Below are 26,007 nucleotides of genomic sequence, written 5' to 3' on the forward strand. Positions count from 1 at the left end.
GCGCGTACGAATGGGTCGGTCGCATTCGCGCGTTCGTTGGACGTCATCGGTTCGACGAACTGACCGCGACCGCGAGCATCTTCGGTCCCGATGCACGGTTGCGGTCGTATGCGTTGGCGACGGGGCACTGAGCGGCCGACGGAGCGAAGAACGCGTCAGCTGCGTCTGCTACGTCGAGCCTGCGGCCTTGGACGCCCTAGGGCGTCGCCTTCAATTCCGCGACAAATGCCTCGGGCGTTTCCGCATCGACGATCTCCAGTGCACGCACCGCGCTCTTGAATGCGCGCGCCTTCACTCGCACCACGCGCGCGTCGTACTCGCTCTCCAGTCCAAGCCGGCGATACACGAGCTTCTCGAGCGCGAACAGATGCACGTGCGAAAGCGTTACGCCGTCCTCGGCCGCGTACTTGCGCAACAACGGCGTCGTCGCACCCGGTTTCGCGTCGATGATGTCGTTGATGTAGCGATGCGTGCTCTCGTGCCAGACGAGGTAATTGAAGCCGGACATCGGCCCGACCACGCCGGCCACGGCGCCGCCGGCACCGGTGCCATTGCGTTGCAGACCTTTGACGCCGACCGCGGGCAGCGACGCCGCCGCACGTGTGAACTGCGCGACCGAGATCAGCAGTGGCGCGGAGTACGACGGCATGTCGCGGCAACCGTGCAGGGTCGCCATCGTCTCGTGGAATCGATACGGCTGACCCGTCAGTTCGACGTTCGCGGCCATCAGGCTCGGGCCGGATGCCGCCCACGCCTGCCGGAACTCGCCCAGCCGCGCATCGATCTCGGCCAGCACCGCATCGTCAGGCTTATCGGTGGCGGACGACGCGCAATACCGCTCGATCAACCCGGAGTGGTTGAACGATACGACCGGCACCTGCGACGGCGTAGCGATGGCGGCTGCGGCCGCAAGCAGTACGTAGAGCATTGCGATCTCCCCGACGCCGACGTTGCGTCGGCCGACCGGAAGTAGAGCACGGCGCCTCGCTCGCACGGTGCCTTCTGTCGCCGGCCGTGTCTGCGGAAATCGGGTCACGTTCCATGTCCAACGGGACCGCGACGTTCGTCCAAGCTGCCGACCGCAAACGCGGATGGCATCATTCCGTGTGCCCTTCGCGGACGCGGCCATGCGCATCCCGCTCTATCAACTCGACGCATTCACGACACAGCGCCTGTCCGGCAATCCCGCGGCGGTCATGCTGCTGGACGGCTTCCTCGACGACGCGTTGATGCAGGCGATCGCCGCCGAGAACAACCTGTCGGAAACCGCGTTCCTCGTGCGGCATGGTGATGACTACCGCCTGCGCTGGTTCACGCCCGCGGTCGAAGTGCCGCTGTGCGGACATGCGACGCTCGCGAGCGCGGCGGTGGTGATGGAACGGCTGGAGCGCGGCCGCGACGCGGTTACCTTCCACACCGCGAGCGGCGCATTGAAGGTGGTGCGTAGTGCTGCAGGCTATCGAATGGATTTTCCTGCGCGCCATGCGGTGCCGGTCGACACGCCGGCGGGTCTGGTGCAGGCGCTGGGCGTCCAGCCCATCGAAGTGCATGCCGATCCCTTCAACTACCTCGTGCTGCTCGACAGCGCGCAACGCGTGCGTGATCTGGCGCCCGACATCGCCGCATTGATCGCGCTCGACCGCAGCGGCGTGGTCGTCACTGCGCAGGGCGACGCGCCGTACGACTTCACCAGTCGCTACTTCGCACCGCGCAAGGGCGTGCCGGAAGACCCCGTCACCGGCGGCGCGCACTGCGGCCTCGCGCCGTTCTGGGCGGCGCGACTCGGCAAGCACGAGTTCCGCGCTTGGCAGGCCTCGCGACGCGGCGGCGAGATCGTCTGTCGCGTCGCCGGCGATCGCGTCGAACTCGAAGGCAGCTGCGTGTTCTACCTCGAAGGCAGCGTCACGCTGTGACGCGCCACGACGGCACCTGCCACTGCGGCGCAGTGCGTTTCTACATCGACGCCGACATCACCGAGCTAACAACCTGCGACTGCTCGCTGTGCAGCAAGCGCGGCGCATTGATGGCGAAGGTGCCGGAAGCCGCGCTGACGATTACCGCCGGCGAAGAACGGCTCACGCTGTACCAATGGAACACGCGCCGCGCGAAGCACTACTTCTGCGACCGATGCGGCGTCTACGTCTTCCATCGCAAACGCGCCGCACCGCACCATTTTGGCGTCAATGTGTTTTGTCTCGATGGTTTCGACGTCACATCGGTGCTGGTGCGTGCGACGGAGGGCATTGGCATGACGATCGAAGATCCGCTTGCGCGCGCCGAGTGGCCGAGGCCACGTGTTGGCTGACCCCGATGCGAGCCGTCGCCCGGGGAGGCGTCGGTTCGTTCGTCACAGTCGATGATCGAAAGCGGGTTGTGCGCGCGAACTGGGCGGACGCGCGCCGGCCGACGGTTGGCAACGACCATGCACGGCTCGTCGATGGCCGAGGGCTATGCTTGCCTCATGCAGACTCGCACTCCCGATCATGAAGTGACGACGGCTGGAGCCGACTGGCGAGCGCAACGCCGGGCGGGGATCCGCGCGATCGCTGCGGCGATGCTGGTGGCCGCGCTTATGTGGTCGGCGGTGCGGTGGGGCGCGCCCGTGATTGCAGGCATGGACTCGGTGCAGGCGCGGCTCGTCTTCGCTTTCAAGGCTTGGTGCCTCGCAGTGCTGTTCTGCCTGGTCACCGGCATCGAAGCGGTAGCCCACGAACGATTGCAGTCAGCCGCCTTCGACCCACTTGCGGGCGTACAGACGCGGCGCCTGCAGGTGAACCAGCGCTACTTGCAGAACACGTTGGAGCAGCTCGTCGTGTTCACCGCCGGATTGTTCGGGCTCGCGTACTACAGCGACGGCGGTGACGCGATGCGTACCGTCCTGGCGACGGTCGTCGTCTGGATTGCGGCACGCCTCGCGTTCTGGATCGGGTACCACCGCAGCGCGGCGCTTCGAGGCTTGGGCGCGCCCGGCATGTTCCTCGCCCTGCTCATGCTGCTGTACGTCGCGGCGCGCATTGGGCGCGACGTCGCTGGCGTGCCTGGGGCAGTTGCGGTCGTGGCTGCCTTCTTGGCATTCGAAGCCGTGTTGTTTCGCACGACACGCGGACATACCGCGACCTGACCATCGGCGCGCGTATTGCGGGGTATTTGAAAGACCCTGGTTGCGTTCGAGAACACCGCAGTTTCGGAGAAGAACAGGCGATCCGGCGTTGCTACAAAGAACGCCTACTTCAAGGAGTCGCCATGAATCAGCATCCGAACATCGACATGGGCTTTGCGATGCGCCTGGCATCGCTCGCGCGAAAGAGCCATCGCTGGCTATCGATCGTGTTCACCGCGACGGTTGCGCTGAACTTCGCGTACCGCGCGGTGGCAGCAGGGGAGCCGCCGGCGCTCATCACATATGCACCGCTGCCGCCGCTGTTTCTGCAGTTGTTGTCGGGCCTCTATCTCTTCGCCGTGCCGTACATGGGCAAACGCGCGTTGCGACATGCGCAGGCGGAACAGGCATGAGTTTGGGGATGTTGGCCCGGGTGGTTGATCGGGCATGTCAGCGCTCATGCCCGCTGCGTCGGTGATCAGTCCATGCTCGATCGTCGCCTGGTCGGTCGACCTCAACGACTAGTTCGACGCGTTCTACCGCGAGGCCGGCACCGCCATGGCCGGCCGGGCGGCACCCGATAGCGACCTCCACCAGCATCGGCACACCTTTTGCAAGCCTCCCTTGGCCGGCGCGCGCACTGCCGGCATGACTCGGGGGGAACCATGTCAGCTGCCGCACATCATCGCGCCCGGATCGCCCTGCAGGCCGTGCTCTGGGCGGCCCTGTACGTCGCGGGGATCTGGTATTCGGACGTCTTCGTCATCGGGCCGTCGTACGTCACCCTGTTCTGGCCGGCGGCCGGCGTGGCCTTCGCCGCAGTGGTCGGCCGTGGCGCGTATTGGGCCGGCATCATTCCCGTGGCTGTCGTGGTCGCGCACGCGACATTCGCGCACGTGCCCGTCGCATTTGTGCCGTTTTCGGTCGCCAGTAACCTGCTCGGCGCGCTGGCGGCCGCGTGGGTCTGCAACACGTCGCGATATCGACACTTCGACAGCGCCAACGCGTTGTTCCGCTTCCTGTCGGGTGCGATCACGATGGCCGTCGTGGCGGCCGCGGTCGGCACGTCCGGGCTTGCGTTGACCGGGATGGTGAAGACGGCAGCCGTCGCGAGCGCGTACACCAAGTGGGCGCTGGGCGACCTGCTGGGCGTGCTGTGCATCGCGCCGACGGTGATGTTGGCTTCGCAGGGCCGTGCGCTTGCGGCGGACGCACCGGATCGCCGCGACTACGCGGCGTCAGGCGAGAAGGTCATCTGGACGGTGCTGTACGCGGCGTCGTACGCGTTCGTGTACTGGGTGGGGCTGCAGAACAGCAGCTATGCGCTCGGGATGGTCGCGTTGCCACTGGCACTGCTGTTGTGGAGTGCGTTCCGCTTCGAACGGCTGTGGACCGCGATCGCGACGCTCAGCTCCGTATTCGTCATCACCTCATTGACCGGTCTCGGGCTCGCCGCGTTCCAGGCGCCGCGCACGCTGCTCGACGTCATCCTGCTACTCGGTTTCCTCAACCTGTTCGCGACGTTGCCGCTGCTGCTGATGGTGTCCATCCATGCGCAGCGCGTCGATGCACGTCGAGCGTTGTTGGCGGCGGCGGATGCTGCAGCCCGGCAGCAGGTCGAACTCGAACGCCTGGTGGCCGAGCGCACGCGTCAGCTGGACGAAGCGAACCGGCAACTCGAGCATGCGAGCCAGACAGACGCGCTCACCGGCCTGCGCAACCGGCGATACATCGCACAGCAGTTGCCATCGGACCTTGGCTTCTACTCGCGCGAGGCGGCCGAAGCGCACACGCCGCCGCACGCGCTGTTCTTCGCGCTGGTCGACATCGACCACTTCAAGCACATCAATGACACGTTGGGTCATCGCGCCGGCGACGAGGTGCTGCAGCAGTTCTCATCCCTGTTGTCAGGCCTGGTGCGCGGCAGCGATTACGCCATCCGTTGGGGGCGGCGAAGAATTCCTTCTCGTGTTGCGCCCGATGCCGAGCGAGCACGTTTCGACGATTGGCGAGCGCATCTGCCAGAGCGTCGCCGCGCACGCCTTCCACGCCACGGGCAGCCCGCCGTTCAAGCTGACGTGCTCCGTCGGGTTCGCCGAACTGAATCTGCTGGAACAGCAGACGCCGGTGACGTGGGAGCAGATCGTCGAGGTCGCCGACGCGGCGCTGTACTGGGTGAAGCATCACGGTCGCAACAGTTGGGCCGTCCTGCGTCCCGGTGTGGGCCAGGACCTCGCGTCGCTCGCGACTGCATGCGCCGATGGTGCGGAGACGCTCGTGCGAAACAACGTCGCCGTTCTGCTGTCGGGATCGTCGCCGGATTCGCGGGTCGAAGCGGCCGACTGCGCCGTCTGAGGTCAGGCGGACAAGGGCCGGCTAGTTCCAATCCTTGTCCGGCTGCGTCTGGTAACGCTTCGCCGCATCGATCACGTCCTGCAGTTCCACCGGATCGCTGAAAGGATCCTCGTCGAGTTCGGTGACGCGGTTGAGTTCGCGCTGCCAGCGACGCAGTTCGTCGACATAGGGCCGGTAGGGCACGCGACGCAGGCGACCGCCGTCGTCCTCCACATCGCAGATGCCATTGTGCAGCCATTCGCCGGTATGCCAATCGGGCATGTCGACCGCGGGATACAGGCAGATGCCGTGCAGATCGATACCGCGATTCACGGCCGCCATCGATTCCTCCATCACGTCCTTCAGCCACGCGGGGCGACCATCGCGCAGGCCGCTCGTTTCCGAGATCAGCATCGGGCGGTGATAGCGATGCCACACGCGCTCGAGCATCGTGCACAGCGGTTGCACGCGATCGTCGCGCGCATCCAGCGCCATGTGCGGGCCGTGTTCGCGATATTCCATCTGCCCGAACGAGTAGCAGTTGGCGCCGACGATATCGAGAGTGTCCGGCGTGCCGCCGAGTTCGGGATGCTTGCGGCCCGACAGCACGTCCCACGCGTAACACGCGTCGTCGACCATCTCACGTTCGGCGTCGTCGGCAAGGTCGGGGCGGTCGCGCGGTGGCACCACCTGGATCACCGGCTCGACATGGATCACGCGCGCATCCGGCACGACCTCGCGGATCGCGCGCACGCCGGCGATCGCCGCTTCGCAGAGCACATGGCGAAAACGCAGCCGCGTCGCACGATCGCCACCGAACGGCGCGACCCAACCCCATTCACCGCCGCAGAAACCCCAGAACGTGATCTCATTGATCGGCGTGAAGTAATGCGGGCCGTGCACGCGCGAGGTCACGTACGCCGCGGCTGCACGACAGTACGACGCGAAGCGCTCGGCGAAACCGTAGCGGAACGGATCGACGTCGTCCGGATAACCGTAGTGGCAGAGGTCCCAGATCGGCAGCACCTGCGCGGCGTTCATGGCCTCGATCATCGGATCGACGTGGCTGAAGTCGTACTCACCACCGCGATCCACGAGCGGCCACGCAATGCCCTCGCGTGCGACCGCAATGCCCAGGCCGCGCAGGAACTGGTAGTCCTCGTGCGCATGCTCGCGATGTTGCGTCTCGTCGACCAGGTCACGACGCCCGCGCCCGCGCCATTCGAACGTCGAGCATTCGAAACCGGAGAGAAAAAACGTGGGAAACAGGCCGGGTCGCTGCGTCATCGGCATTGCCTGGTGGGGGCTGGCGATGTTCTAGCGCAGACGGGATTCGCGTGCGGCGAACGCGGCGTCCGCCTTTCACTTGGCGTCGACATGATCGACCCCGTTCCGCGAAGAGACAGGACGCATGGGTTACTCCTGACGCGCCACCACCGATAGACAGGAGTCCGCCATGTCCACCGACGCCAAGACGCCATTCGATCATGTCAACGACACGCTGACGCAGCTCAAGGAGATGCGTCACTACTCCAAGAACAACGTCGAACGGCTGACCACGCAGTGGCTGCTGTTCGACAGCGAGCTGAAGAAGCTCAAGCAGGCCGACCGCATCGAAGACCTGATGGTGCGCGCCGGCGAACTGCATGAAGCCGTGGAAGCCGAGATCGCCGAGCTCGAGGAGCTGGCGGTGACGTTGAAGCCGGTTGCAGAGGGTGCCGAAGTCGCGAAGGGGACGATCCACTGATCGTCGTGTATTGACCGCATCACGCGAAGGGCGCCGGAGACGGCGCCTTTTGTTTGTGGGCGGCGTATGCAACGCGTACGCGCCGTACTTCTCGTCCCTCCAACGCTCCGTGTGCTTTCCTTGCCGGCAACGTACCCATAGCCGCAGCCATGACCACGCCAGCTCCGATCCCCATCCGCATCGACTTCGTGTCGGACATCGTCTGCCCGTGGTGCGCGATCGGGTTGGCGTCGCTGGAGCAGGCGATCGCTCGGGTCGGTGAAGAGATCGCGGTCGAGCTGCATGTGCAGCCATTCGAGTTGAATCCGGACATGGCGCCCGAGGGCGAGGACATCGACGAACATCTCGGCCGCAAGTACGGGATGACGTCGGCGCAGCTCGAGCAGAACCGCGAGCGCCTTCGCGAACGCGGCGCTACGGTTGGCGTCGATTTCCGCATGGGCGCAAGAACGCGCACGTACAACACGTTCGACGCGCATCGGCTGCTGCACTGGGCCGCCAGTAAGGGCCGGCAGCTGCCGCTGAAGCACGCGTTGCTGCGCGCCTACTTCACCGACGGCGAAGATGTCAGCGACCACGCGACGCTTGCGCGCATCGCTGCCGAGGTCGGGCTGTCGGCCGAGCGCGCGAACGCCGTTCTCGCCTCGGACGAATATGCCGACGAGGTGCGGGCGGACGAGCAGACATTCCTGCAGGCCGGCATCAATTCGGTCCCGGCGATCATTCTCGACCGCGAATACCTGATCTCGGGCGGGCAGCCGGTCGAGGTGTTCGAGCAGGCGCTGAGACAGGTCGCGACAGGGCGGCGCGGCGGGGCGTAATCCGCGTCGTATGACCAGCGCTTCTCCGTCGCGTTACTGGCAGCAACCGTCGAGGCCGCGCCGCCGTGCGTCGCTGATCTAGACTGCGCGCATGCGAAATCCCCTACAGGACCAACTGCTCAAGGCCGGCCTGGTCAAGAAGTCGCAGGTCGCCCAGGCCGCGCGTGAGCAAGCCAAGCAGCGGCACGGCAAGGCGCCGCCGCCCACGAACGAGCAGCAACTCGAAGCCGAACGCGTGCGGGCCGAACGCGTCGAGCGTGACCGTGCACTCGCTGCCGAGCGCAATGTGCAGGCACGCGCGCATGAGCAGCGTGCGCAGGCGCGACAGATCGTCGAGGCCCAGCGCGTGCGCGTCGTCGGCGAAATCGACTACCGCTTCACCGACGGCGATGTCATCCGTTCGTTACAGGTCGATGCCGCAGCACGCGCACAACTCGCGAGCGGCGCGCTTGTCATCGCACGTCTCGACGACGGTTATGCGCTATTGCCGCGTGCGGCCGCCGAGAAGGTGCAGGCGCGCGATCCATCGATGATCGTGCTCGACCACGCAGCGACCGCGGCGAGCGCCGCACCGGCCAGCGATGACGACGCGTACTACGCGCAATTCACGGTGCCGGACGATCTCATGTGGTGAACGCACTCGTTGCAACGCGTCGTGGCACATGCGTTGCACGAATGAGATCGCGCGGTATGTCGGTTGCGCTGCGCCTGAGGTCGATACCTGAATCCGTCGACGCCAACAGTCATGCCGTTGTCGTCAATCAACACGCTGGCAGTGCGTCGTAGATTGCTCGAGCTTCACGCGGGCACGTGTTGACCATTCGGTGTCAGCTCCCGCAGCGACAGGCGACGGCAACTGGCACCGTCGCCTGCACGTGCAGCCGCGTTAAAGTCCTCGAACGCGCTCACCCATGACCTGACGCAGCGTAGGCTCGCCGACCTGCGTAGCCGCAGCGCGCTCGCGCCTGCCCACGGATTCGGTCGACGCGCCGATCGACCCCTCGCCACGATCGACCACCGCACCCGTCTTGGCGTCGTAAACACGCGTCACCAGCCGCGCACCGTCGGGAAGTCGATCGCGGCGTGCGTCCGTCTTCAACACCTGTACGCGCAAGGGCTGGTCGCGTCGTGCAACCGTGCGCTCGCGCGAGATCAGCTGCGGCTGCCGATCGGGCCCGGCCAGCCACGTGGCCACGATGACTTCGCGTTCGTCGACGACCCAGAGCCGCCAGTCGTCCCAGATCGGAATGACCACGATGTCGCAGTCGAGGAAGGCGGGGCCTTCATCGCGTTTGACGCGCCAGAGTTCGCGACCATGAGTGTCGTCGGCAGCGCTGAAGAACAGCATATCGTCGACCTGCACGCCGCGCGTCGGGAACGATCCAGGTTCGGGCAAGCCCGTCGCCGGCATGATGTCGCGCAGCAGCGACGTGGTGCTGCCGTTGAAGATGTAGGGCTCGCTGTTCTGCCAGTCGTCGTAGAAGCCGCTGAGGTACAGGAAGCTGCCCGTGTACGGCGTCAGGCCGCCTGCGCCCCAAGGAGCGCCCCCGGCGGAACCGCCCAGCGACTGGAGTGTGCTGCCGTCGTAGCGCTGGAGCCCGCTGCCGCTGGTGAAGTACAGCTTGCCCTTGAAGACGGTGAACTCCAGCGGCTGGCTGAAGGACCACGCGTTGGCCTGCAGGAACGCGACCTTGGTCGGTGCGCCGCTGCCGCTGTACTTCCACAACTCGTCGGAGACGTAGAGCGGATCGGCGGGCACCAGAACGCCGAAATACAGGGCATCGCCGTACACGCCGAGGTCGAATCCGTACGTCGTGAAGTTGCCGGTCGGCACGAGCTGCTTCACCAGCGTCATCGTCGAGCCGTCGAAGGCCCAGAGCCGATAGTCGGCACCCGTCGCCTTGACGAAGTACAGGCGGTTCTTGAACACCACGAACGGATGCGCGATGAGGTCGCTGGTCTCGATCCTGCCCGGCACGGCGTTCGCCGCTGCTACCGCTTGCGCGCTCGTGCCGTCGTATCGCCACAAGCTCGGCACGCCGTCGGCGTAGCGGACGAAATACAGCTTGCCGGCATACACCGTGAGTGCGGTGATCTCGACGTTCTGTGCCGCAGACATCGGGTCGACCGCGATCGCGATCGCGCTTCCGTTGCTCATGTACAGCGCATCGTGATTCGCACTGCTATGCGCCGCGAAGAACAGGGCGCCGTTGTACGGGGCGAACGAATGGGGGGCGGAGCCGGACGCGCCGGGCACGAGATCCACGACCATCGAAGGCGCACCGTTGCCGACGCGCCAGAGCTCGGAGCCGTGCGTGCCGTCGTCGGCCTGGAAATACAGGGTGTTGTTGAACTCCGTCATCAGCGAGTTGATGGAGGAGAAGCCGAGGATGGGATGGCTCGAACCCGCCGCGCCCGGGTTGATGTCGGCGACCATCTCGGTGGTGCCTTTCCACGTCGACGGCCGGGCGTGGCAGTCACGCATCCAGTAGGCCTGCACGGGCGAGGCGAGAAGCAGGCTGCCGACCAACAGCGACAGCGTGGAAAACAGCGCGCTAGGGCGCATCGGTGACGGGCGCACGGTGGAGTCCTCGTCGAACGCCGCGAAGTGCGGCCCGGCAAGGCTGGGCGCATTGGAAGCGACCGGGTGTGGGCGTTTGCGCCGTCGCGCGGTAGGACTTTTCCGTAGCCGATGAGCGGGAGCGCGATGCCGATCGTGTGACGACCTAGAATGCCTGCCCGTCTCCACCCGGCCTCGCAGCCAGGAACTCCATGGCACCCAAGGCCACCGTCGTCAAAGCCGAGTTGCAGGTCAGCGACATGGACCGGCACTACTACGCGTCGCACAACCTCACGCTGGCGCAGCATCCCTCGGAGACCGACGAGCGCCTGATGGTGCGGCTGCTCGCGTTCGCGCTGTACGCCGACGAGCGCCTCGAGTTTGGTCGCGGCCTGAGCGATGAAGACGAGCCTGCGCTGTGGCGACGCGACTACACCGGCGAGATCGAGCAGTGGATCGAACTCGGCCAGCCGGACGAGTCGCGCATCCGCAAGGCCTGCGGTCGTGCGCAACAGGTGGTCGTCGTGAACTACGGCGGTCGCGCCGGCGACGTGTGGTGGACGAAGAACGCACCGACCCTGTCGCGATTGAAGAACCTCACCGTCGTCGACATCGATGCCGAGAGCGTCGAAGCCGTCACTGCGCTGTTCGATCGCGGCATGCGCCTGACCGCGATGATCCAGGACGGCGAACTGCAGTTGATGGATACGACGCGCACTGTCGCGCTGCGGCCGACCGTGCGCATGGGGAAGCCGTTCGGCGCGGAGTAACGCGTTCGATCGGCTCTACGCGGACGCTCAGCGTCGCGAATACGCAAGCTCGACCACCAGCGCTTCCTTGACCTGTCGCGTTTCGTAGTAGCGCACGACGAAATGATCGTCGTCCACGCGCTGCAACTCCTCGCGCGTCGGAATGCGGTGTCCGGCGCCGTCCGACATGTCACCGCCGAGTCGGTAGGTGCGATCGCGTGCGTCGTAGTCGCCGCGCAGCACCATCACTTCGTCGAGGTTGAGGTCGGTCCACGTCGCGACGTACATGCGCGTGGTCGGGTCGTAGCCGATGTAGCCGAGCGCCTGGAAAGGCACGCGCGAGCTGACGCGCAGGTCCTGCTGCAGCTGCCGTCCACCGAGCACCATGTTGAACATCGCGGTGCCGAGGTCGATCTGCGGCGCGCCGGGGTGCAGCCATAGCGACTGTCGCACGGTCCACAGGCCGACAAGTTCGGCCAGTTGCTGGTGTTGCGCATCGACGGCCGCGCCGCTGGTCGGTGCAGGTGGCGACGCATTGTCGACGCCGCGTGCGATCGCGTGGGGCGCTATGAGGGTCAGGAGCAATGCGAGTACTGCGACAGGTCGGTGCGTCATCGTGTGCGGTTCCGTCAGGGTGACAGCCGCCATGCTCGGCCGCCGAGGGCCAGCGATGCGCGCACGATCGGCCGCTGGCGGGCACGGGAGGATGACTTGTGGGACTTCTCGCTTAGCCGCCCCGGTTCGAAGGTGGCGTCATGAGCGATACGGCCAGGCCCGCGTGTTACCCGGCCCCTGCGGGAGCGGCGTGCATCGGTGCGCCGGGCGGAATGTTGCCGTCGCTCGACGTGTTGGCCTCGCCGGTACCGAGCGGCCGCTTCGATTCGCCCGTCGACCACCGCCACGTGCTCTGCCTGCATCTGGGTGAGCCGGTGCCGGTGACGTATCGCGCCGGCAGCCATGAACGTCGTGGCACGCGCCTGCACGGACAGTTCTGCGTGGTGCCAGCGGGCTCGAGCACGCGATGGGAATTATCGAATCCGGCGACATCGCTGCTGCTGCGACTCGCGCCGACGGTAATGCGCGACGCCGCGCAGTCGGTGGGACACGGAACGGCGGACCTCGCACCCGCCATCCATATCCGCGACCCGCAGATCGAGCGTATCGGCTGGCTGATGCAGGCCGAAGCCAACGATAGCTATCCCGCAGGGCGCCTGTTCGCCGATGGTCTGGCTTGGGCGCTGGCGACGCGGCTTCTGGCGCTGCAACGCGTCATGTCGCAATCGTGCTCCGACGCGAACCGCGCGTTACCTGCTTGGCGCTTGCAGCGAGTGATCGAATACATCGAGGCGCATCTCGACCGCGACCTATCGCTCGCCGAACTCGCGACAGTCGCCGGCTTCAGCGTTTCCCACTTCAAGCCGCTGTTCAAGAATGCGACCGGCATGACGGCGCATCGCTTCGTCATGGAACGTCGCGTCGAACGTGCGCGCCTGCACCTGATGCAGCAGAGCGCGAGCATCAGCGACGTCGCGGCGCTCACCGGATTCGCGCATGCGAGCCACCTGGCGCGATGCATGCGGCGCGTGCTGGGTGTCACGCCGGCGCAGATCGCGGCGGAGTCAGGACGACTCGCGCGGAATTGATCGCTTGCGATAACGGCGCACGCGGCATCACGTATATGACGCCGCGCACACGGACTGTGTCGTCGAGATAGGCGTGTGAAACCCTATCGGTGATGCAACGCGCCTAGCGCGAACCTGCATTAGTGCTTGCTGCAGCCGCGCGGTGGATCACACGCCCCGCTCGCACAGTCATCTCGACACGATCGAGCGCCGTGACATCCACCGCCGGATCCCCGTTCAACACGACAAGATCCGCATCCATCCCTTTTGCGACGCGACCCTTGTGCGCCGCCTGACCGAAGCGCTTACTCGGCTCGGTAGTGAGGCTGGCCAGGATGCCGCGCCAATCCATTCCGGCCGCGGCCATGAGCTGATATTCGCGCAGCGGGTCGTACACGTCGGTGTAGCCCGAATCGGTGCCGAACAGCACTTGGCCACCCGCGTCAAGGAAACTCTTGGTCTGCTGTGACGCCGCGGCGAGCATCGAATCCTGCGCCTCGGGCGGCGCGCCTTGGCGACCGACTTCCACTTCGATCAGCGTCAACGTCGGGATCAGCGCCATGCGGCGGTCGACGAGCGTCTTCGTGAGCGACCCCGGCCACGGCCCGATATTCGGCGTCGTATGCGCGAGCACGTCCACACCACTGTCGATCGACACCTGCAGCCCGGCGATATCCGAAGGATGCGCGAACGCCGGCTTGCCGCGACGATGCGCTTCGTCAACCACCACGCGCGCGATCGGCGTCTTCATCGGCAACACGCCGACGGCACCACCGACCATCGCGCCCGCGAAAATCTTCACGCCGTCGGCGCCTGCATCGAGTTCGCGCGTCGCGCGTTGCGACGCTTCGGCCGCATTCTTGACCTCGAACGTCGGGACCTTGAGCTGTTCGAGTAGACCTTTAACGTAGATCGGCGTGCCGTTCTCAGGAAAGAACGGTGCGTCGACCGTCAGGATCTGCGGACCCGTGACTTCGCCGCGTTCGATGCGGCCGCGCAGTGCGAGCGCATCTCCCGGCAACGACGAAATGTCGAACACCGTGGTGAAACCCCACTGCGTAAAGTTCGACTCGAGCGCGCTGGACAGCCCCGCCGCCGGCAACGACGCAGCGCCGCGGTAGGGCTCGCCGAGCAGATGCACGTGGCTGTTCCAGAAGCCGGCGACCACGACTTTGCCGCGTGCGTCGATGACGGTCGCGTCCTTGGGTACGGATACCTTCTTGCCGACCGCTGTGATCACGCCATCGCGGACGAGGACGGTCGCGTGATCCATCGGCTTTGCATCCGGCGCCGGATAGACCCTGGCATCAACGAAAGCGAGGGATTCGGCGTGCGCCGTCGTCGCGGAGACCAACAGCATCGACAGGGCAAGTAGCGTCAAGCGCATGGAAACTCCGGAAGCCGCGATACTGGACCAAGGGTAGCGGCGGCACGCTGGCTCCGCAGGCACACAGTAGGCATCAGGCGTGACGCGTTCTCATGGGCCGGAAGTTGGCGTGACGATTCGTCGCCGCCGGGCATGCCGCGCCGAGGCTGTTACGCGTCCACCGCCGCCGGCCGTGCATCACCGCCCAGAACCTTCATCAACGACAACCCATTGCGCTGCCCCTGATCGCCCTGGTTGTTGTTGAACACGACATGCAGCTCCGCGACGCGTTGCGCAAGCTCGCGGATCGGTGTCGCGACTTCGGTCAGTTCCTCATCCGAATAGTCGTAATCGAAGCGATCACTCGCGACGGTCGCACCCTTGATGTCCCACGTGGCGTGGTTGCGGCCGTGCATGCGGACGATGGCGAGTTGCGGCGAGGCGACGTCCCACACCTGAGGAATCGACTTCGCGCCGACCTGTGGTTCGTCGACGACCACATGCGCGACACCCAAGTCACGTTCCATCGCGAGCGTGACGTCGTCATGGCGCCCGTCGTACCAGGTGCGGTTGCGGAACTCGAACGCGAGCAGGTAATCGGGCAGGCGGCCGACGCATTCCTCGAGATGCCGTTTCCAGTCGGGCGACGGCGTAACCCACGGAGCGAACTGGAAGTGCAAAGCCGTGAGCTTGCCGGCGTCGCGCAGAGGACGCACCGCACGTTCGAAACGCCGCCAGAGTTCGTCGCGCAGGCTGTCGGGCACGTCTTTGTAGTAGACGTTGCGCTTCTGCGCGAACAGCGGTGCAAGTTCGGTCGCAATGTCGGGAGGAAGCGCTTTCGCCGGCGTCTGGTGGCCAGTGAGCAGGCGGAACGCCTTGAGGTTGAACGTGAAGTCCTCCGGCGTGCGTTCGACCCAGAGTTGCGCGTTGCGTTCGCTCGGCATCGCGTAATAGCTGGAGTCGACCTCGACCATCGGGAAGCGACTCGCATAGAAGCGCAGGCGGTCCTCGGCGGAGTTGCAGCCGCGCGGATAGAAAAGTTTCGACTGGATCAGCGTGGGATCCGTCCAGCTCGCCGTGCCGACTCGAATATGGGCCATCGAGAAAGCGTAGCGCGGGCGGCGTGTAGATGAACTGGGCAAGTCTGCTTCAGGCGCGTCGCGACGATGGCCGGCCGCTGAACGCTGCGGCCGCCTAACGCAACCCTAATGCCGGGGTCACCTGTGCCAACGGCATCGCCGTGTAGTCTGCAAATCGTCCGCAGTGCGGGCGATGTCGAAATGTCGATCCGGGAGGTCGCATGAACCGTAACGATCAGAACACGTCGAATCGCAACAGCAATCAGAACCTCGAAAGCGGCTCGCAGTCGCGCCAGGCGTCAGGGCGCAACGACAGTAGCGTTTCGCAGCAGGGTTCGTCGCGACAGGGTTCGCAGCAGGGAGTGAGCCAGCAAGGCTCGGGCAAGAACAGCATGGGATCGGGCAGCCAGAGCGGTAGCTCGTCGTCCCGCGACGGTGGCTCCAACCGTTGACGAAGTGAGGTTGTAGTGCTCGGCAACGAGCACCGGGAAGAGGGTCGAGTGAAGCTTGAAGGGACAGCAGCCGCTGTCCCTTTTTTTTGCGTTTTCATCGCGTCGCCATACAAACGCCAGACACCGGTCTGCCGGTTACGCATTTACGCAATGCGCGCGCGTTCGTCGACGACGAAGCGCTGAAGCTCGGCATAGAAGTCGTCGAACATCGCCTCCGCCTGCGGCTCGACGTCAAGGAAATCGTCGAGCGTCGCGACGAGTCGGTCGCCGTTGCGCGAAAGCCGATGCGCGATGCGCGTGATCGCGCGGTCGACGCTTGCACGCTCGCGGTAACTGCCGAGCCAGTCGTTCTCCGCCATCCGTGTCGCAATGGCCTGCAATCGGGGTGGCAGGTCGTGGAAGCGCGTGCGCAGCATCGAATACGCACGGGAAGTAAACGCGTCGAGCGAAACGTCGCTCCAGTTCGGCCAGCCACGCGCGAGCAGGTGATCGAAGTACACGTCGAGCACGATGCCAGCATAGCGTCGCCGCCCGTTCGGAAAGTGCGCGCGTAGCTCGGTCACCGCGGGATGCGCGTCGGTAAAACGATCGACACGCCGATGCAGCAGGATCTCACGCCGTTCGACGTCGCCGTACCGTTCCAGCCCGCTAGACCCGAACGCGAAGTCGCCCAGTAGCGCGCCGAGCATCGCGGCATCGTTGTAACGGGCGAGGTGCATGTGGGCGAGCCAGTTCATGGGCTGCATCCGGGTTCGCGAAGAACCAGTCTGCGCGCGGTTCGTGCCCCGCGGCAACGCATCGTCGACCCAGCGTTCGGCACAGCCAAGCACGCGCCAGTGCGGCTATCGTTACGGTAAATCTCCAGGGACATGCGTAATGACTCGTACGCTGCTCGTCTTCGCCAGCCTCGCCATCGCGACGTCGGCCTTCGCGCAACAACCGCCGGAAGACCGCTACGCCCCCGCCCGTGAAGTCGTCGCGGACATCGGCCACATCGTGACTCCGCACGGTGTGCAGGACACGTTCGAGGTCACGCTCGGTGGCGCGCGGCAGGTGGTGAACGTGCGCGGTGCGGATCGCGACAATCCGATCCTGATCTACATCCACGGCGGGCCCGGTGCGGTGGAGATGCCGGTGGCGTGGTCGTTCCAGCGGCCTTGGGAAGACTTCTTCACCGTCGTGCAGTGGGACCAGCGCGGCGCGGGGCGGTCGTATCCGCTGAACGATCCGAAGGCGCTCGCGTCCACGCTCAAGCCGGAGCGTTATCGCGACGATGCGATCGAACTGATCGACGAGCTGCGCAAGCGCTACGGCAAGCGCAAGGTGTTCGTGCTCGGCCACAGCTGGGGCTCCATCGTCGGGCTCAGCGTTGCGGTGAAACGGCCGGACCTGCTGTATGCCTACATCGGCATGGGCCAGGTAATCGACTTCCGCGAGAACGAACGCCAAGGTTACGCATGGGCGCTGGAGCGCGCGCGTCGCGACGGCAATGCGGATGCGATCAAGGAACTGGAGGCGATCGCGCCGTATCCGGGGAATGGACCGTTCGACGTCGAGAAGACCGGCACCGAGCGCAAGTGGTCGATCCATTACGGTGGACTCGCCGCCGGCCGCGACAACGCCGACTTCTACTTCCACGCGCCTCGCCTGTCGCCCGAGTACACGCCGGCCGACATCAAGGCCTGGGACGAGGGCAGCGGTTTTACGATCACCACGATGTTTCCGAACCTCGCCGGCATCACGTTCGCGAACGTGCATCGCGTCGACACACCGGTGGTGATGCTGCTCGGCCGGCAGGACTACACGACGCCCTCGTCGATCACCGCGTCGTGGATGGACGCGCTGCAGGCGCCGTCCAAGCGCGTCGACTGGTTCGAGCACTCGGCGCACCTGCCGATGATCGAGGAGCCCGGCCGCGTGCTGAAGGCGCTGGTCGACGACGTGCGTCCGCTGGCCGCCGCCGATCTGCCGGTCTACTCACCGCGCTGAGCAGACATCGGCGCGAGCACTACCGTTCGCCGGCTGCTGCCTGAATGCCGCCGGGCGGCGGTGCAGCGGCCATCACACCGGGCGTATAAGACTCGCACCCCCGCCATTTCGACGACGCACGTGTCCACGCATTACGCCGCGCTCAATGTCGCCACCGACGCGCCGATCGAGGTGATCCGCGCCGCGTATCGCGTGCTGGCGGCGCGCCATCATCCGGACCGCTGCGATGGGGATGACGACGCGCTGCGGCGCATGCAGGCCGTCACCGAGGCATGGCGCGTGCTGTCCGATCCCGCGTCGCGGAATCGCTACGACCGCGAGCTTCGCCGCGAATGGAAGCGGCGTGCTGCGGACGACGACGAGACGATCACGCTTGCGCAGCCGCTTTACGCAGCGACTGCACCGATCACGCTGCGCCAGCGCGCAGCGGCGACCTACGCCGAGTTCGCGGGATTGGGACGCCGCCTGTAAGCGGCGTCAGCGGGCTCAACCGGTGTAAGCCGGGTCCGCCGGAACACGCACCGTGCCTTCCATCAGGACGCGCGCACTGCGGCTCATCACGGCCTTGGTGACGATCCACTGGCCATCGACCTGCGACACCGCCGCGCCGACGCGCAACGTGCCCGACGGGTGCCCGAAGCGCACCACATCGCGTTGGCCGCCGCCGGCCGCCTGGTTGACCAGCGTGCCCGGCACCGCCGCCGCCGTCGCGATCGCGACCGACGCCGTGCCCATCATCGCGTGGTGCAGCTTGCCCATCGACATCGCGCGCGCGAGCACGTCGACATCGCTCCTGCGCACTGTCTTGCCGCTGGACGCCACGTAATCCTTTGGCGGCGCGACCCATGCCACCTTCGGCGTGTGCTGCCGCTTGGATGCATCGGCGACATCGGCGATCAGGCCCATGCGCAGCGCACCGTAGGCGCGGATGGTTTCGAGCTTCGCGAGCAGCGCACGATCATCGTTGACGGCCGACTGCAGTTCCGTGCCGTCGAAGCCGAGATCGGCCGCGCGCATGAAGATGGTCGGGATACCGGCGCTGATCATCGTGACGTCGAACGTACCGACACCCGGCACGTCGAGCGTGTCGACGAGATTGCCGGTCGGAAACATCGCGCCCGTATCGCCGTCGTCTGACGGGTCGACGAATTCCAGCGGAATCTCCGCAGCCGGGAACGTCACGCCGTCGAGTTCGAAGTCGCCGGTTTCCTGCACTTCGCCATTGGTGATCGGCACGTGCGCGATGATGGTCTTGCCGATGTTGGCCTGCCAGATGCGCACGATGCAGTGGCCGTCGCGCGGAATGCGTGCGGCATCGATCAGCCCGTTGGCGATCGCGAACGGGCCGACGGCCGAGGACAGGTTGCCGCAGTTGCCGCTCCAGTCGACGAAGGCGGTGTCGATCGACACCTGTCCATACAGATAGTCGACATCGTGATCCGGCACGTTGGACTTCGACAGGATCACGCACTTGCTGGTGCTCGACGTCGCGCCGCCCATGCCGTCGGTGTGCTTGCCGTACGGGTCGGGCGAGCCGATCACGCGCATCAACAACGCATCGCGCGCCGCGCCGGGAACGCGCGCGGCGATGGGCAGATCGTCGAGCCGGAAGAACACGCCCTTGCTGGTGCCGCCACGCATGTAGGTGGCGGGAATGCGGAGTTGCGGGGCGTGCGTCATGTCGTGGACTCGATGAAGAAGTGGAAACGGATCAGGCGTCGGGAATGTTCGGCTCGACCAGTTTCGCGAGCTGCTCCAGCGATTCCTGCCAGCCGAGATAGCAGAACTCAACCGGAATCGCCGCGGGCAGGCCGCTCTGCTCGATCGACACGTCGGTGCCGCACATCACGGGGCGCAGCGCGACGGTGACGTGGATCGTACCGGGCAGGTTCGGGTCGTCGAACCTGTCGGTGTAGCGGATCAGCTGGTCGGGAACCAGTTCGAGGTATTCACCACCGAACGATTCGACCTTGCCGGTACCGAAGTTGGTGAACGACATGCGGAACGTGCCACCGACGCGCGCATCCATCTGCTGCACCTCGGCGACGAAGCCGTAGGGCGGCAGCCACTTGGACATCGCGGCGGGTTCGAGGAAGGCGCGATACACCTTTGACGGCGGCGCGCGAAGCACGCGATGAAGGCGGACGGTACCGGTGGTTTCAGTCGTCATGCGTGTGTCCTCGTAATGGCGGGAAAATCAGAACGGCAATGCGGGTTGCGGGTCGATGGCGGGCACCAGCGTCCACGCGTCTAGCGTGCGATATCCGTAGGGATAGGTGACGACTTCGACCAGCTCGACGCTGTCGACGTTCCATTCGATCGGTTCGATTGACACCAAATCAAGCGATCCTGGTGCGCGATAGCTCAATGTGAGATGCGGTGCGTGACGTCCGCTCTTTTCGCCTTCGAGGTCGAGCGCTGCTTTTACGCTGCGTAACAGGCTTGAGAAACCCGGCGATGCAGCGGACGGCTCGAGAAATGCCCGACCGCCCTTGAAGCTCACGCGATCGAAGCGAAGCACAAACGGCTCGGCCGCGACACGTGATCCGGCACGGCGATACACATCGAGCGAATCGCCGAGCAACAGGTCGGACAACGACTGGTGCCAGTTCTCCGGCGCGAATAGCCGGCTTCCGAGCTGATCGAGAACGCCGACACGCTCAAGCTCTGCCAGCACGGCGGCGCGGAACGCCACCGGCGGCCGAAGCATGAAGAACTTGTCCCCGGCGTTCGCCATCCCTCACGCCGCGCTCTGCGCGCCTTCCAGGAAATCATTGGCGAACCGCTGCAGCACGCCGCCGGCTTCGTAGATCGACAGTTCTTCCGCCGTATCCAAGCGACACTTCACCGGCACTTCCAGCGTGTTGCCGTCCTCGCGGTGGATGACGAGCATCAACGTCGAGCCCGGCGTGCGGTCACCGGTGACGTCGAAGGTTTCGGTGCCGTCGATGCCGAGCGTCTTGCGGTTGGTGCCGGCCTCGAACTCCAGCGGCAGCACGCCCATGCCGATCAGGTTGGTGCGATGGATGCGTTCGAAGCCTTCGGCGACGATCGCTTCGACACCCGCAAGTCGCACGCCCTTCGCCGCCCAGTCGCGCGAGCTGCCCTGGCCGTAGTCGGCGCCGGCGATGATGATCAGCGGCTGGCGACGCTCCATGTAGGTCTCGATCGCTTCCCACATGCGAGTGACTGTGCCTTCCGGCTCGATGCGCGCGTACGAGCCCTGGCGCACGGTGCCGCTCTCGTCGACCACCATTTCGTTGAGCAGCTTCGGGTTCGCGAACGTCGCTCGCTGCGCGGTGAGGTGGTCGCCGCGATGCGTTGCATAGGAATTGAAGTCCTCTTCCGGCACGCCCATCTTCTCGAGGTATTCGCCCGCGGCGCTGTCGAGCATGATCGCGTTCGACGGCGAGAGATGGTCGGTGGTGATGTTGTCGCCGAGCACCGCCAGCGGACGCATCGCGGTGAGCGAACGTGCACCGGCGAGCGCGCCTTCCCAATACGGCGGGCGGCGGATGTAGGTCGACATCGGGCGCCAGTCGTACAGCGCCTTCACCGGCGCGCTGTTCTCGACGCGCACGTTGAACATCGGACCGTACACGCGACGGAACTGCTCGGGCTTCACGTGCTCACGCACGATCGCGTCGATCTCCTCGTCGCTCGGCCACAGATCCTTCAGCGTGATTTCGTTGCCGGACGCATCCGTGCCCAACACATCCTTCTCGATGTCGAAGCGGATCGTGCCCGCGAGTGCATACGCAACAACGAGCGGCGGCGACGCAAGGAACGCCTGCTTCGCGTACGGATGGATGCGGCCGTCGAAGTTGCGGTTGCCGCTGAGCACGGCGACGGCGTACAGATCGCGCTCGATGATTTCCTGCTGGATCTCCGGGTCCAGCGCGCCGCTCATGCCGTTGCAGGTGGTGCACGCGAAACCGACGATGCCGAAGCCCAGCTTCTCCAGCTCTGGCAACAGCCCGGCTTCTTCCAGATACAACTGCACGGCCTTCGAGCCTGGCGCGAGCGAGGTCTTCACCCACGGCTTGCGCACGAAGCCCAGCGCATTCGCTTTCTTCGCGAGCAGTGCGGCAGCAATGACGTTGCGCGGGTTCGACGTGTTCGTGCAGCTGGTGATCGCGGCGATGATCACTGCGCCGTCGGGCATCAGGCCGGCGGCTTCCTGCGCGCGCGCGGCGTCGAGGTTGCCGGAGATGCCGCGCTCGGCGAGGTCGCTGGTCGGCAGGCGGCGATGCGGATTCGACGGACCCGCCATGTTGCGTGTCACCGTCGACAGGTCGAACGTGAGCGTGCGTTCGTACTGCGCATCGACCAGCGCATCAGCCCACAGACCCGCGGTCTTCGCGTAGTTCTCGACCAGCGCGACCTGCTGCTCTTCGCGGCCGGTGAGGCGCAGGTAGTCCAGCGTGTTGTCGTCGATGAAGAACATCGCCGCGGTCGCGCCGTATTCGGGCGCCATGTTGGAGATGGTCGCGCGGTCACCGAGCGTGAGCGCGGCAGCGCCTTCGCCACGGAATTCGAGATACGCACCGACGACCTTGGCCTGGCGCAGGAACTCGGTAAGCGCGAGAACGATGTCGGTCGCGGTGATGCCCGGCTGCGGACGACCGGTGAGCTCGACGCCGACGATCTCCGGCAGGCGCATCCACGACGCGCGGCCGAGCATCACGCTCTCGGCTTCCAGCCCGCCGACGCCGACCGCGATCACGCCCAGCGCATCGACATGCGGCGTATGCGAATCGGTGCCGACGCACGTATCCGGGAACGCGACGCCGTCCTTGACGTAGATCACCGGCGACATCTTCTCCAGATTGATCTGATGCATGATCCCGTTGCCCGGCGGGATCACGTCGACGTTCTTGAACGCGTGCTTCGTCCACTCGATGAAGTGGAAACGATCCTCGTTGCGACGCTCCTCGATCACGCGATTCTTGGTGAATGCATCGGGATCGAAACCGCCGCATTCGACGGCGAGCGAGTGGTCGACGATGAGCTGCGTCGGCACCACGGGATTGATCTGCGCCGGGTCGCCACCGCGTTCGGCGATCGCATCGCGCAAACCGGCGAGGTCGACCAGCGCGGTCTGGCCGAGGATGTCGTGGCAGACCACGCGCGCCGGGAACCACGGGAAGTCGAGGTCGCGACGGCGTTCGATGAACTGCTCGAGATACGCCGACAGCATCGACGGATCGGCGCGGCGCACGATGTTCTCGGCGTGCACGCGAGAGGTGTAGGGCAGCGTCGCCCAGGCACCGGGCTTGATCGCGTCGACCGCCTCGCGGGCGTCGAACCAGTGCAGTGGCGTGCCGGGAAGGGGCTTGCGGTAGGCGGTATTCATCGTGGCGTAGGCGTCCTGGCTGCGCGGATGACCGCGCGCGGGCCCGAGCGCGGCGGGCTCGCAGGCGGGCCGGGCGGTCGGGACGGGAGGCGCCGGAAAAGCTCGCGGCGTTGCGGTAATTATCCCGCAGATGAGGTCGTCGGGCTCGCCGGTGATGCTCCTCGGGCCGGGCAGGATTCATCGGTGCGCGACGCCACTACGGCCGCTACGATGTGTCCGGGGGAACGTCATGACACACCGCTGGACGCGCCGCATCGCGGCGCTCGCATTCGCCTGTCTACCGTTGATGGCCAGCGCCGCGGCGCCGTGGCCGCGCATGACCGGCGAGAGCCCGCTGCATGCCGATCTGCTACCGCCTGATCGCGTTGCAGCCATCGTCGCCGAAGCGCAGCGCGTGGCGGCCGTCCGCCATCCGGGCACGCCGGTAACGCCGTTGCCCGATGCATGGCAGACGCTCGATCGTGAGACCCTGGCCGCATTGATCCGCATGCCGGTGTGGGCGCAGATCGAGAATCCGGTGCAGGACGACACCCACGACAGCGCCGGCGTGCTGCTGGATCAGGCCGCCACGTGGGACCTGCTCGACTTCCGCCGGCCATCCGACGTCGCACGCCTGTGGGCGCACCTGTGGCCGGAGTCGGTGGAACGCCCGGTCGAGGACGACCGCCACTTCATCTTCGGCACCGGTTACATGCCCGATCCGACGTGGTCGGTGAGGTCGCGCGCGATGGCGTCGATCCTCGGCTGCCTGCCGAACGAAGCGTGGGAGCTCGATGCCGACGTGATGGTCGAGCGCAATCGGCGTCACTGGGCGCAAAGTGATCGAGGCGACGATGCATTCCGCGGCTGCGTGGAGCGCACCGCGCGCTTTCTCGAATCTGATGAGGGCTACACGCCGCCGCACGATCCGCCGGGCATCGAAAAAGCCGTGGTCGAGTTGCTCAAGGACCGGTTCACTGCGGAGATCGCGGTCGACGGATGCAGCCGCCCCGGTCCAGACGGTTGCCTGGTGCTGCTGGACGCATTGCTGTCGCTCGACGGAAACGATCCGCGTCTGCCCGGTCTGTTCCGTCGGATCGAACCGGGCTTCCAGCTGGACGCGCCAATCGACGTGCGCGATATCACGCCGTCGAACGATGACGGCCCGTCCCCGAATGACGCGCGCCTCGAAGTTGCCGAGGGCGAAGCACTGCGCCGCATCGTCTATCTGCGACTGAAGACGCGACAGCTGCTGCGTCGGCCGGAGCACTGGCCTGCCGGCGAGCTGGACCGCACGCTGGCGCAGGCCGCGCGTGCGGGCTTGGTTCTGAACGATGCGCGCTCGCGGATGTCACGCCAGCGCAACCGTGAGGTTTACGGCATCGACTACGACGCGTGGTTGCGCGACCTCGTCAAACCGGACGTTGCGCGACGTATCGCGGGGTCGCAGCGCGCGTTGGCCGTCGAACTCGCGCGTACGGCGCCGTGCCGTTACCTCGAACAGGGACGCGACGAGTGGGACGTGTTTACCGGCACGGTCGATTTCTGGACCACGTACAACGCGCTTTCGAAACAGTCCGGCACGACCTGCAACGCCGATCGCTAGGCGTCGCCGTCGTAGGCCGCCTGCAGTGGTGCGAGGTCGAGCTTGCGCATGGTCAGCATGGTGCGCATGACGCGCGCCGCACGGGACGGATCGGCGTCGGTCAGCCAGTCGGGCAGTTGAGCGGGCACCACTTGCCAGGACACGCCGAAGCGATCCTTTAGCCAGCCGCACTGCTGCGCCATCGGGTCGCCTCCCTGCGAGAGCGCGTCCCAGTAGTGGTCGATCTCGGCCTGCGAGTCGCAGCGCACGACGAACGAGATCGATTCGTTGAAGCGGAACAGCGGGCCGCCGTTGAGCGCGGTGAAGCTCTGTCCGTCGAGATCGAATTCGACCGTGAGCACGCTGCCCTTCGGCCGGTTGGCGGCGCGTGCGGACGCGGCGTCGTAGCGCAGCACGCGGGTGACGCGCGAGTTCGGAAAGATGGCGGCGTACGCGGTCGCGGCCTCTTCGGCGGCGTCGGCAAACCAGAGGCAGGGCGTGATGCGGCTGACGAGACCCATGCGGTCGTTCTCCTGACGGCGCATGCAGTGTCGCATCCGACGGTTACATCGACGTTCGCTTGCATGGGACAGCGGCCGTCGGAAAAAGAACGCGGGACGGAGCGTGTGCTCCGCCCCGCGAGACCGCCGGCGACGAGGGGAAGCCGGCGGCGGAGCGCTGTTACGGCATCAGGACGGTGTCGACGACGTGGATCACGCCGTTCTTCTGCATCACGTCGGCGGTGGTGACGTGCGAGGTGCCGCCCTTGGCGTCGGTTAGCACGATGCCGCCTGCGCCGTCGTCCTTCGCGGTGAGCTTCTCGCCCTGCACGGTGGTGAGCATGGCGCTGCCGTTGCCGGCGGCGATCTGCTGCTTGAGCGCGGCGGCGTCGAGCTTGCCGGACACGACGTGGTAGGTCAGCACCTTGGTGAGGTCGGCCTTCATGTTCGGCTTGAGCAGCGTATCGACCGTGCCCTTGGGCAGCTTGTCGAACGCGGCGTTGGTCGGCGCGAACACGGTGAACGGGCCGGCGCCCTTCAGCGTGTCGACCAGGCCGGCGGCCTTGACCGCGGCGACGAGCGTGGTGTGGTCCTTCGAGTTGACGGCGTTGTCGACGATGTCCTTCTCGGCGTACATCGGCGCGCCGCCGACCATCGGGTTCTGCATCGGCATGGCGTTGGCGGACATATCGGCCGGCGCTGCGGCGGCAGGTGCGGTGTCGGCCGGCATGGCGGCGTTTTCGGCCGGCATCGGTGCGGCGGCGGTTT

At 66.0% G+C, this 26,007-nt stretch carries 27 protein-coding genes and 1 pseudogene; 15 read left to right on the forward strand and 13 right to left on the reverse strand.

The features are described from left to right. Window positions 1-196 precede the first annotated feature (196 nt). On the reverse strand, window positions 197-928 hold the full coding sequence (locus ACVWWW_RS03045) for a hypothetical protein (protein ID WP_027083935.1): 732 nt from the start codon (window positions 926-928) through the stop codon (window positions 197-199). 199 nt (window positions 929-1,127) lie between these two features. Here ACVWWW_RS03045 and ACVWWW_RS03050 point away from each other — a divergent pair, with 199 nt between their 5' ends. The 6 genes and pseudogenes from ACVWWW_RS03050 (at window position 1,128) to ACVWWW_RS03075 (ending at window position 5,455) form a co-directional block, all read left to right on the forward strand. Then, window positions 1,128-1,913, forward strand: a complete 786-nt coding sequence (locus tag ACVWWW_RS03050; protein WP_027083934.1) for a PhzF family phenazine biosynthesis protein — start codon at window positions 1,128-1,130, stop codon at window positions 1,911-1,913. Continuing rightward, on the forward strand, window positions 1,910-2,305 hold the full coding sequence (locus ACVWWW_RS03055; protein ID WP_027083933.1) for a GFA family protein: 396 nt from the start codon (window positions 1,910-1,912) through the stop codon (window positions 2,303-2,305). The genes ACVWWW_RS03050 and ACVWWW_RS03055 overlap by 4 nt, the downstream gene beginning before the upstream one ends. A 117-nt stretch (window positions 2,306-2,422) precedes the next feature. Then, a complete protein-coding gene (locus ACVWWW_RS03060) occupies window positions 2,423-3,121 on the forward strand; it encodes an MAPEG family protein (RefSeq protein ID WP_456998631.1) in 699 nt (232 codons plus the stop codon). 122 nt (window positions 3,122-3,243) lie between these two features. After that, window positions 3,244-3,513 carry a hypothetical protein gene (locus ACVWWW_RS03065; RefSeq protein WP_456998632.1) on the forward strand — a complete coding sequence of 90 codons (270 nt, stop codon included), beginning with the start codon at window positions 3,244-3,246 and terminating at the stop codon, window positions 3,511-3,513. Window positions 3,514-3,765: 252 nt separating this feature from the next. Then, window positions 3,766-5,037, forward strand: a pseudogene (locus ACVWWW_RS03070) (diguanylate cyclase); the annotation flags it as partial. 43 nt (window positions 5,038-5,080) lie between these two features. Continuing rightward, complete coding sequence (locus ACVWWW_RS03075) at window positions 5,081-5,455, forward strand: GGDEF domain-containing protein (RefSeq protein WP_456998739.1); 375 nt, start codon at window positions 5,081-5,083, stop codon at window positions 5,453-5,455. A 21-nt stretch (window positions 5,456-5,476) separates the two neighbouring features. Here ACVWWW_RS03075 and ACVWWW_RS03080 read toward each other — a convergent pair whose 3' ends face one another. Beyond that, the gene (locus ACVWWW_RS03080; protein ID WP_196804423.1) at window positions 5,477-6,721 is read right to left on the reverse strand and encodes a family 1 glycosylhydrolase; all 1,245 of its coding nucleotides are present in this window, start codon (window positions 6,719-6,721) and stop codon (window positions 5,477-5,479) included. Window positions 6,722-6,890: 169 nt separating this feature from the next. Between ACVWWW_RS03080 and ACVWWW_RS03085 the strand changes: the two genes are divergently transcribed. The 3 genes from ACVWWW_RS03085 to ACVWWW_RS03095 all read left to right on the forward strand — a co-directional run bounded on the left by ACVWWW_RS03085 (window position 6,891) and on the right by ACVWWW_RS03095 (window position 8,636). Next, the gene (locus ACVWWW_RS03085; RefSeq protein WP_027083929.1) at window positions 6,891-7,181 is read left to right on the forward strand and encodes a hypothetical protein; all 291 of its coding nucleotides are present in this window, start codon (window positions 6,891-6,893) and stop codon (window positions 7,179-7,181) included. Between the two features lie 149 nt (window positions 7,182-7,330). Further along, window positions 7,331-8,002 carry a DsbA family oxidoreductase gene (locus ACVWWW_RS03090; RefSeq protein WP_027083928.1) on the forward strand — a complete coding sequence of 224 codons (672 nt, stop codon included), beginning with the start codon at window positions 7,331-7,333 and terminating at the stop codon, window positions 8,000-8,002. Between the two features lie 91 nt (window positions 8,003-8,093). Continuing rightward, window positions 8,094-8,636 carry a DUF2058 domain-containing protein gene (locus tag ACVWWW_RS03095; RefSeq protein ID WP_027083927.1) on the forward strand — a complete coding sequence of 181 codons (543 nt, stop codon included), beginning with the start codon at window positions 8,094-8,096 and terminating at the stop codon, window positions 8,634-8,636. 252 nt (window positions 8,637-8,888) lie between these two features. Here the strand turns inward: ACVWWW_RS03095 and ACVWWW_RS03100 are convergent, their stop codons facing one another. Continuing rightward, window positions 8,889-10,583 (reverse strand): hypothetical protein, encoded by a 1,695-nt coding sequence (locus ACVWWW_RS03100; protein WP_155914441.1) that lies wholly within the window; start codon window positions 10,581-10,583, stop codon window positions 8,889-8,891. 191 nt (window positions 10,584-10,774) lie between these two features. Here ACVWWW_RS03100 and ACVWWW_RS03105 point away from each other — a divergent pair, with 191 nt between their 5' ends. Next, on the forward strand, window positions 10,775-11,332 hold the full coding sequence (locus ACVWWW_RS03105) for a YaeQ family protein (RefSeq protein ID WP_027083925.1): 558 nt from the start codon (window positions 10,775-10,777) through the stop codon (window positions 11,330-11,332). Between the two features lie 27 nt (window positions 11,333-11,359). On the opposite strand, the gene ACVWWW_RS03110 is transcribed toward ACVWWW_RS03105, so the two are convergent. Then, on the reverse strand, window positions 11,360-11,926 hold the full coding sequence (locus ACVWWW_RS03110; protein WP_196804422.1) for a DUF1579 family protein: 567 nt from the start codon (window positions 11,924-11,926) through the stop codon (window positions 11,360-11,362). 212 nt (window positions 11,927-12,138) lie between these two features. Here ACVWWW_RS03110 and ACVWWW_RS03115 point away from each other — a divergent pair, with 212 nt between their 5' ends. Continuing rightward, a complete protein-coding gene (locus ACVWWW_RS03115) occupies window positions 12,139-12,954 on the forward strand; it encodes a helix-turn-helix domain-containing protein (protein ID WP_456998633.1) in 816 nt (271 codons plus the stop codon). A gap of 103 nt (window positions 12,955-13,057) precedes the next feature. Here ACVWWW_RS03115 and ACVWWW_RS03120 read toward each other — a convergent pair whose 3' ends face one another. Further along, window positions 13,058-14,206, reverse strand: a complete 1,149-nt coding sequence (locus ACVWWW_RS03120; RefSeq protein ID WP_196804421.1) for an amidohydrolase family protein — start codon at window positions 14,204-14,206, stop codon at window positions 13,058-13,060. A 263-nt stretch (window positions 14,207-14,469) separates the two neighbouring features. Beyond that, window positions 14,470-15,399, reverse strand: coding sequence for a DUF72 domain-containing protein (locus ACVWWW_RS03125; RefSeq protein WP_036143230.1), 930 nt, complete (start codon window positions 15,397-15,399; stop codon window positions 14,470-14,472). A gap of 200 nt (window positions 15,400-15,599) precedes the next feature. On the opposite strand from ACVWWW_RS03125, the gene ACVWWW_RS03130 reads away from it, so the two are divergent. Then, complete coding sequence (locus ACVWWW_RS03130; protein WP_027083921.1) at window positions 15,600-15,830, forward strand: hypothetical protein; 231 nt, start codon at window positions 15,600-15,602, stop codon at window positions 15,828-15,830. A gap of 143 nt (window positions 15,831-15,973) precedes the next feature. Here ACVWWW_RS03130 and ACVWWW_RS03135 read toward each other — a convergent pair whose 3' ends face one another. After that, window positions 15,974-16,567, reverse strand: a complete 594-nt coding sequence (locus tag ACVWWW_RS03135; protein ID WP_027083920.1) for an ACP phosphodiesterase — start codon at window positions 16,565-16,567, stop codon at window positions 15,974-15,976. Between the two features lie 139 nt (window positions 16,568-16,706). On the opposite strand from ACVWWW_RS03135, the gene ACVWWW_RS03140 reads away from it, so the two are divergent. Continuing rightward, window positions 16,707-17,819 (forward strand): alpha/beta fold hydrolase, encoded by a 1,113-nt coding sequence (locus ACVWWW_RS03140; protein ID WP_027083919.1) that lies wholly within the window; start codon window positions 16,707-16,709, stop codon window positions 17,817-17,819. Window positions 17,820-17,939: 120 nt separating this feature from the next. Then, entirely contained in the window at window positions 17,940-18,290 is a 351-nt protein-coding gene (locus ACVWWW_RS03145) for a J domain-containing protein (RefSeq protein WP_051235555.1), read from the forward strand. A gap of 15 nt (window positions 18,291-18,305) precedes the next feature. Here ACVWWW_RS03145 and prpF read toward each other — a convergent pair whose 3' ends face one another. Genes prpF through acnD form a run of 4 tightly spaced genes read right to left on the reverse strand, consistent with a single transcriptional unit; the run spans window position 18,306 to window position 23,175 of the window. Further along, entirely contained in the window at window positions 18,306-19,499 is a 1,194-nt protein-coding gene (prpF, locus tag ACVWWW_RS03150) for a 2-methylaconitate cis-trans isomerase PrpF (RefSeq protein WP_027083918.1), read from the reverse strand. 31 nt (window positions 19,500-19,530) lie between these two features. Beyond that, a complete protein-coding gene (locus ACVWWW_RS03155) occupies window positions 19,531-19,989 on the reverse strand; it encodes an SRPBCC family protein (RefSeq protein WP_027083917.1) in 459 nt (152 codons plus the stop codon). A 27-nt stretch (window positions 19,990-20,016) separates the two neighbouring features. After that, window positions 20,017-20,556, reverse strand: a complete 540-nt coding sequence (locus ACVWWW_RS03160; protein WP_027083916.1) for a 2'-5' RNA ligase family protein — start codon at window positions 20,554-20,556, stop codon at window positions 20,017-20,019. Window positions 20,557-20,559: 3 nt separating this feature from the next. After that, the gene (acnD, locus tag ACVWWW_RS03165; protein ID WP_027083915.1) at window positions 20,560-23,175 is read right to left on the reverse strand and encodes a Fe/S-dependent 2-methylisocitrate dehydratase AcnD; all 2,616 of its coding nucleotides are present in this window, start codon (window positions 23,173-23,175) and stop codon (window positions 20,560-20,562) included. Between the two features lie 229 nt (window positions 23,176-23,404). On the opposite strand from acnD, the gene ACVWWW_RS03170 reads away from it, so the two are divergent. Then, entirely contained in the window at window positions 23,405-24,760 is a 1,356-nt protein-coding gene (locus ACVWWW_RS03170) for a hypothetical protein (RefSeq protein WP_155914440.1), read from the forward strand. On the opposite strand, the gene ACVWWW_RS03175 is transcribed toward ACVWWW_RS03170, so the two are convergent. Together ACVWWW_RS03175 and ACVWWW_RS03180 are read right to left on the reverse strand one after the other, a co-directional pair. Beyond that, entirely contained in the window at window positions 24,757-25,284 is a 528-nt protein-coding gene (locus ACVWWW_RS03175; protein ID WP_456998634.1) for a VOC family protein, read from the reverse strand. The two genes, ACVWWW_RS03170 and ACVWWW_RS03175, sit on opposite strands and share 4 nt — an antisense overlap. Before the next feature lie 136 nt (window positions 25,285-25,420). Then, a complete protein-coding gene (locus ACVWWW_RS03180) occupies window positions 25,421-25,927 on the reverse strand; it encodes a fasciclin domain-containing protein (RefSeq protein ID WP_051235656.1) in 507 nt (168 codons plus the stop codon). Window positions 25,928-26,007: the final 80 nt, after the last annotated feature.

The sequence above is a fragment of the Lysobacter sp. HA18 genome (assembly GCF_054057595.1).

What these genes read in the sequence shown, in the direction of transcription:
- ACVWWW_RS03045 (WP_027083935.1), bottom strand. Translation starts at nt 928, where the DNA reads ATGCTCTACGTACTGCTTGCGGCCGCAGCCGCCATCGCTACGCCGTCG.
- ACVWWW_RS03050 (WP_027083934.1), top strand. Translation starts at nt 1,128, where the DNA reads ATGCGCATCCCGCTCTATCAACTCGACGCATTCACGACACAGCGCCTG.
- ACVWWW_RS03060 (WP_456998631.1), top strand. Translation starts at nt 2,423, where the DNA reads ATGCACGGCTCGTCGATGGCCGAGGGCTATGCTTGCCTCATGCAGACT.
- ACVWWW_RS03065 (WP_456998632.1), top strand. Translation starts at nt 3,244, where the DNA reads ATGAATCAGCATCCGAACATCGACATGGGCTTTGCGATGCGCCTGGCA.
- ACVWWW_RS03075 (WP_456998739.1), top strand. Translation starts at nt 5,081, where the DNA reads ATGCCGAGCGAGCACGTTTCGACGATTGGCGAGCGCATCTGCCAGAGC.
- ACVWWW_RS03080 (WP_196804423.1), bottom strand. Translation starts at nt 6,721, where the DNA reads ATGACGCAGCGACCCGGCCTGTTTCCCACGTTTTTTCTCTCCGGTTTC.
- ACVWWW_RS03085 (WP_027083929.1), top strand. Translation starts at nt 6,891, where the DNA reads ATGTCCACCGACGCCAAGACGCCATTCGATCATGTCAACGACACGCTG.
- ACVWWW_RS03090 (WP_027083928.1), top strand. Translation starts at nt 7,331, where the DNA reads ATGACCACGCCAGCTCCGATCCCCATCCGCATCGACTTCGTGTCGGAC.
- ACVWWW_RS03095 (WP_027083927.1), top strand. Translation starts at nt 8,094, where the DNA reads ATGCGAAATCCCCTACAGGACCAACTGCTCAAGGCCGGCCTGGTCAAG.
- ACVWWW_RS03105 (WP_027083925.1), top strand. Translation starts at nt 10,775, where the DNA reads ATGGCACCCAAGGCCACCGTCGTCAAAGCCGAGTTGCAGGTCAGCGAC.
- ACVWWW_RS03110 (WP_196804422.1), bottom strand. Translation starts at nt 11,926, where the DNA reads ATGACGCACCGACCTGTCGCAGTACTCGCATTGCTCCTGACCCTCATA.
- ACVWWW_RS03115 (WP_456998633.1), top strand. Translation starts at nt 12,139, where the DNA reads ATGTTGCCGTCGCTCGACGTGTTGGCCTCGCCGGTACCGAGCGGCCGC.
- ACVWWW_RS03120 (WP_196804421.1), bottom strand. Translation starts at nt 14,206, where the DNA reads ATGGATCACGCGACCGTCCTCGTCCGCGATGGCGTGATCACAGCGGTC.
- ACVWWW_RS03125 (WP_036143230.1), bottom strand. Translation starts at nt 15,399, where the DNA reads ATGGCCCATATTCGAGTCGGCACGGCGAGCTGGACGGATCCCACGCTG.
- ACVWWW_RS03130 (WP_027083921.1), top strand. Translation starts at nt 15,600, where the DNA reads ATGAACCGTAACGATCAGAACACGTCGAATCGCAACAGCAATCAGAAC.
- ACVWWW_RS03135 (WP_027083920.1), bottom strand. Translation starts at nt 16,567, where the DNA reads ATGAACTGGCTCGCCCACATGCACCTCGCCCGTTACAACGATGCCGCG.
- ACVWWW_RS03140 (WP_027083919.1), top strand. Translation starts at nt 16,707, where the DNA reads ATGACTCGTACGCTGCTCGTCTTCGCCAGCCTCGCCATCGCGACGTCG.
- prpF (WP_027083918.1), bottom strand. Translation starts at nt 19,499, where the DNA reads ATGACGCACGCCCCGCAACTCCGCATTCCCGCCACCTACATGCGTGGC.
- ACVWWW_RS03155 (WP_027083917.1), bottom strand. Translation starts at nt 19,989, where the DNA reads ATGACGACTGAAACCACCGGTACCGTCCGCCTTCATCGCGTGCTTCGC.
- ACVWWW_RS03160 (WP_027083916.1), bottom strand. Translation starts at nt 20,556, where the DNA reads ATGGCGAACGCCGGGGACAAGTTCTTCATGCTTCGGCCGCCGGTGGCG.
- acnD (WP_027083915.1), bottom strand. Translation starts at nt 23,175, where the DNA reads ATGAATACCGCCTACCGCAAGCCCCTTCCCGGCACGCCACTGCACTGG.
- ACVWWW_RS03170 (WP_155914440.1), top strand. Translation starts at nt 23,405, where the DNA reads ATGACACACCGCTGGACGCGCCGCATCGCGGCGCTCGCATTCGCCTGT.
- ACVWWW_RS03175 (WP_456998634.1), bottom strand. Translation starts at nt 25,284, where the DNA reads ATGCGCCGTCAGGAGAACGACCGCATGGGTCTCGTCAGCCGCATCACG.
- ACVWWW_RS03180 (WP_051235656.1), bottom strand. Translation starts at nt 25,927, where the DNA reads ATGTCCGCCAACGCCATGCCGATGCAGAACCCGATGGTCGGCGGCGCG.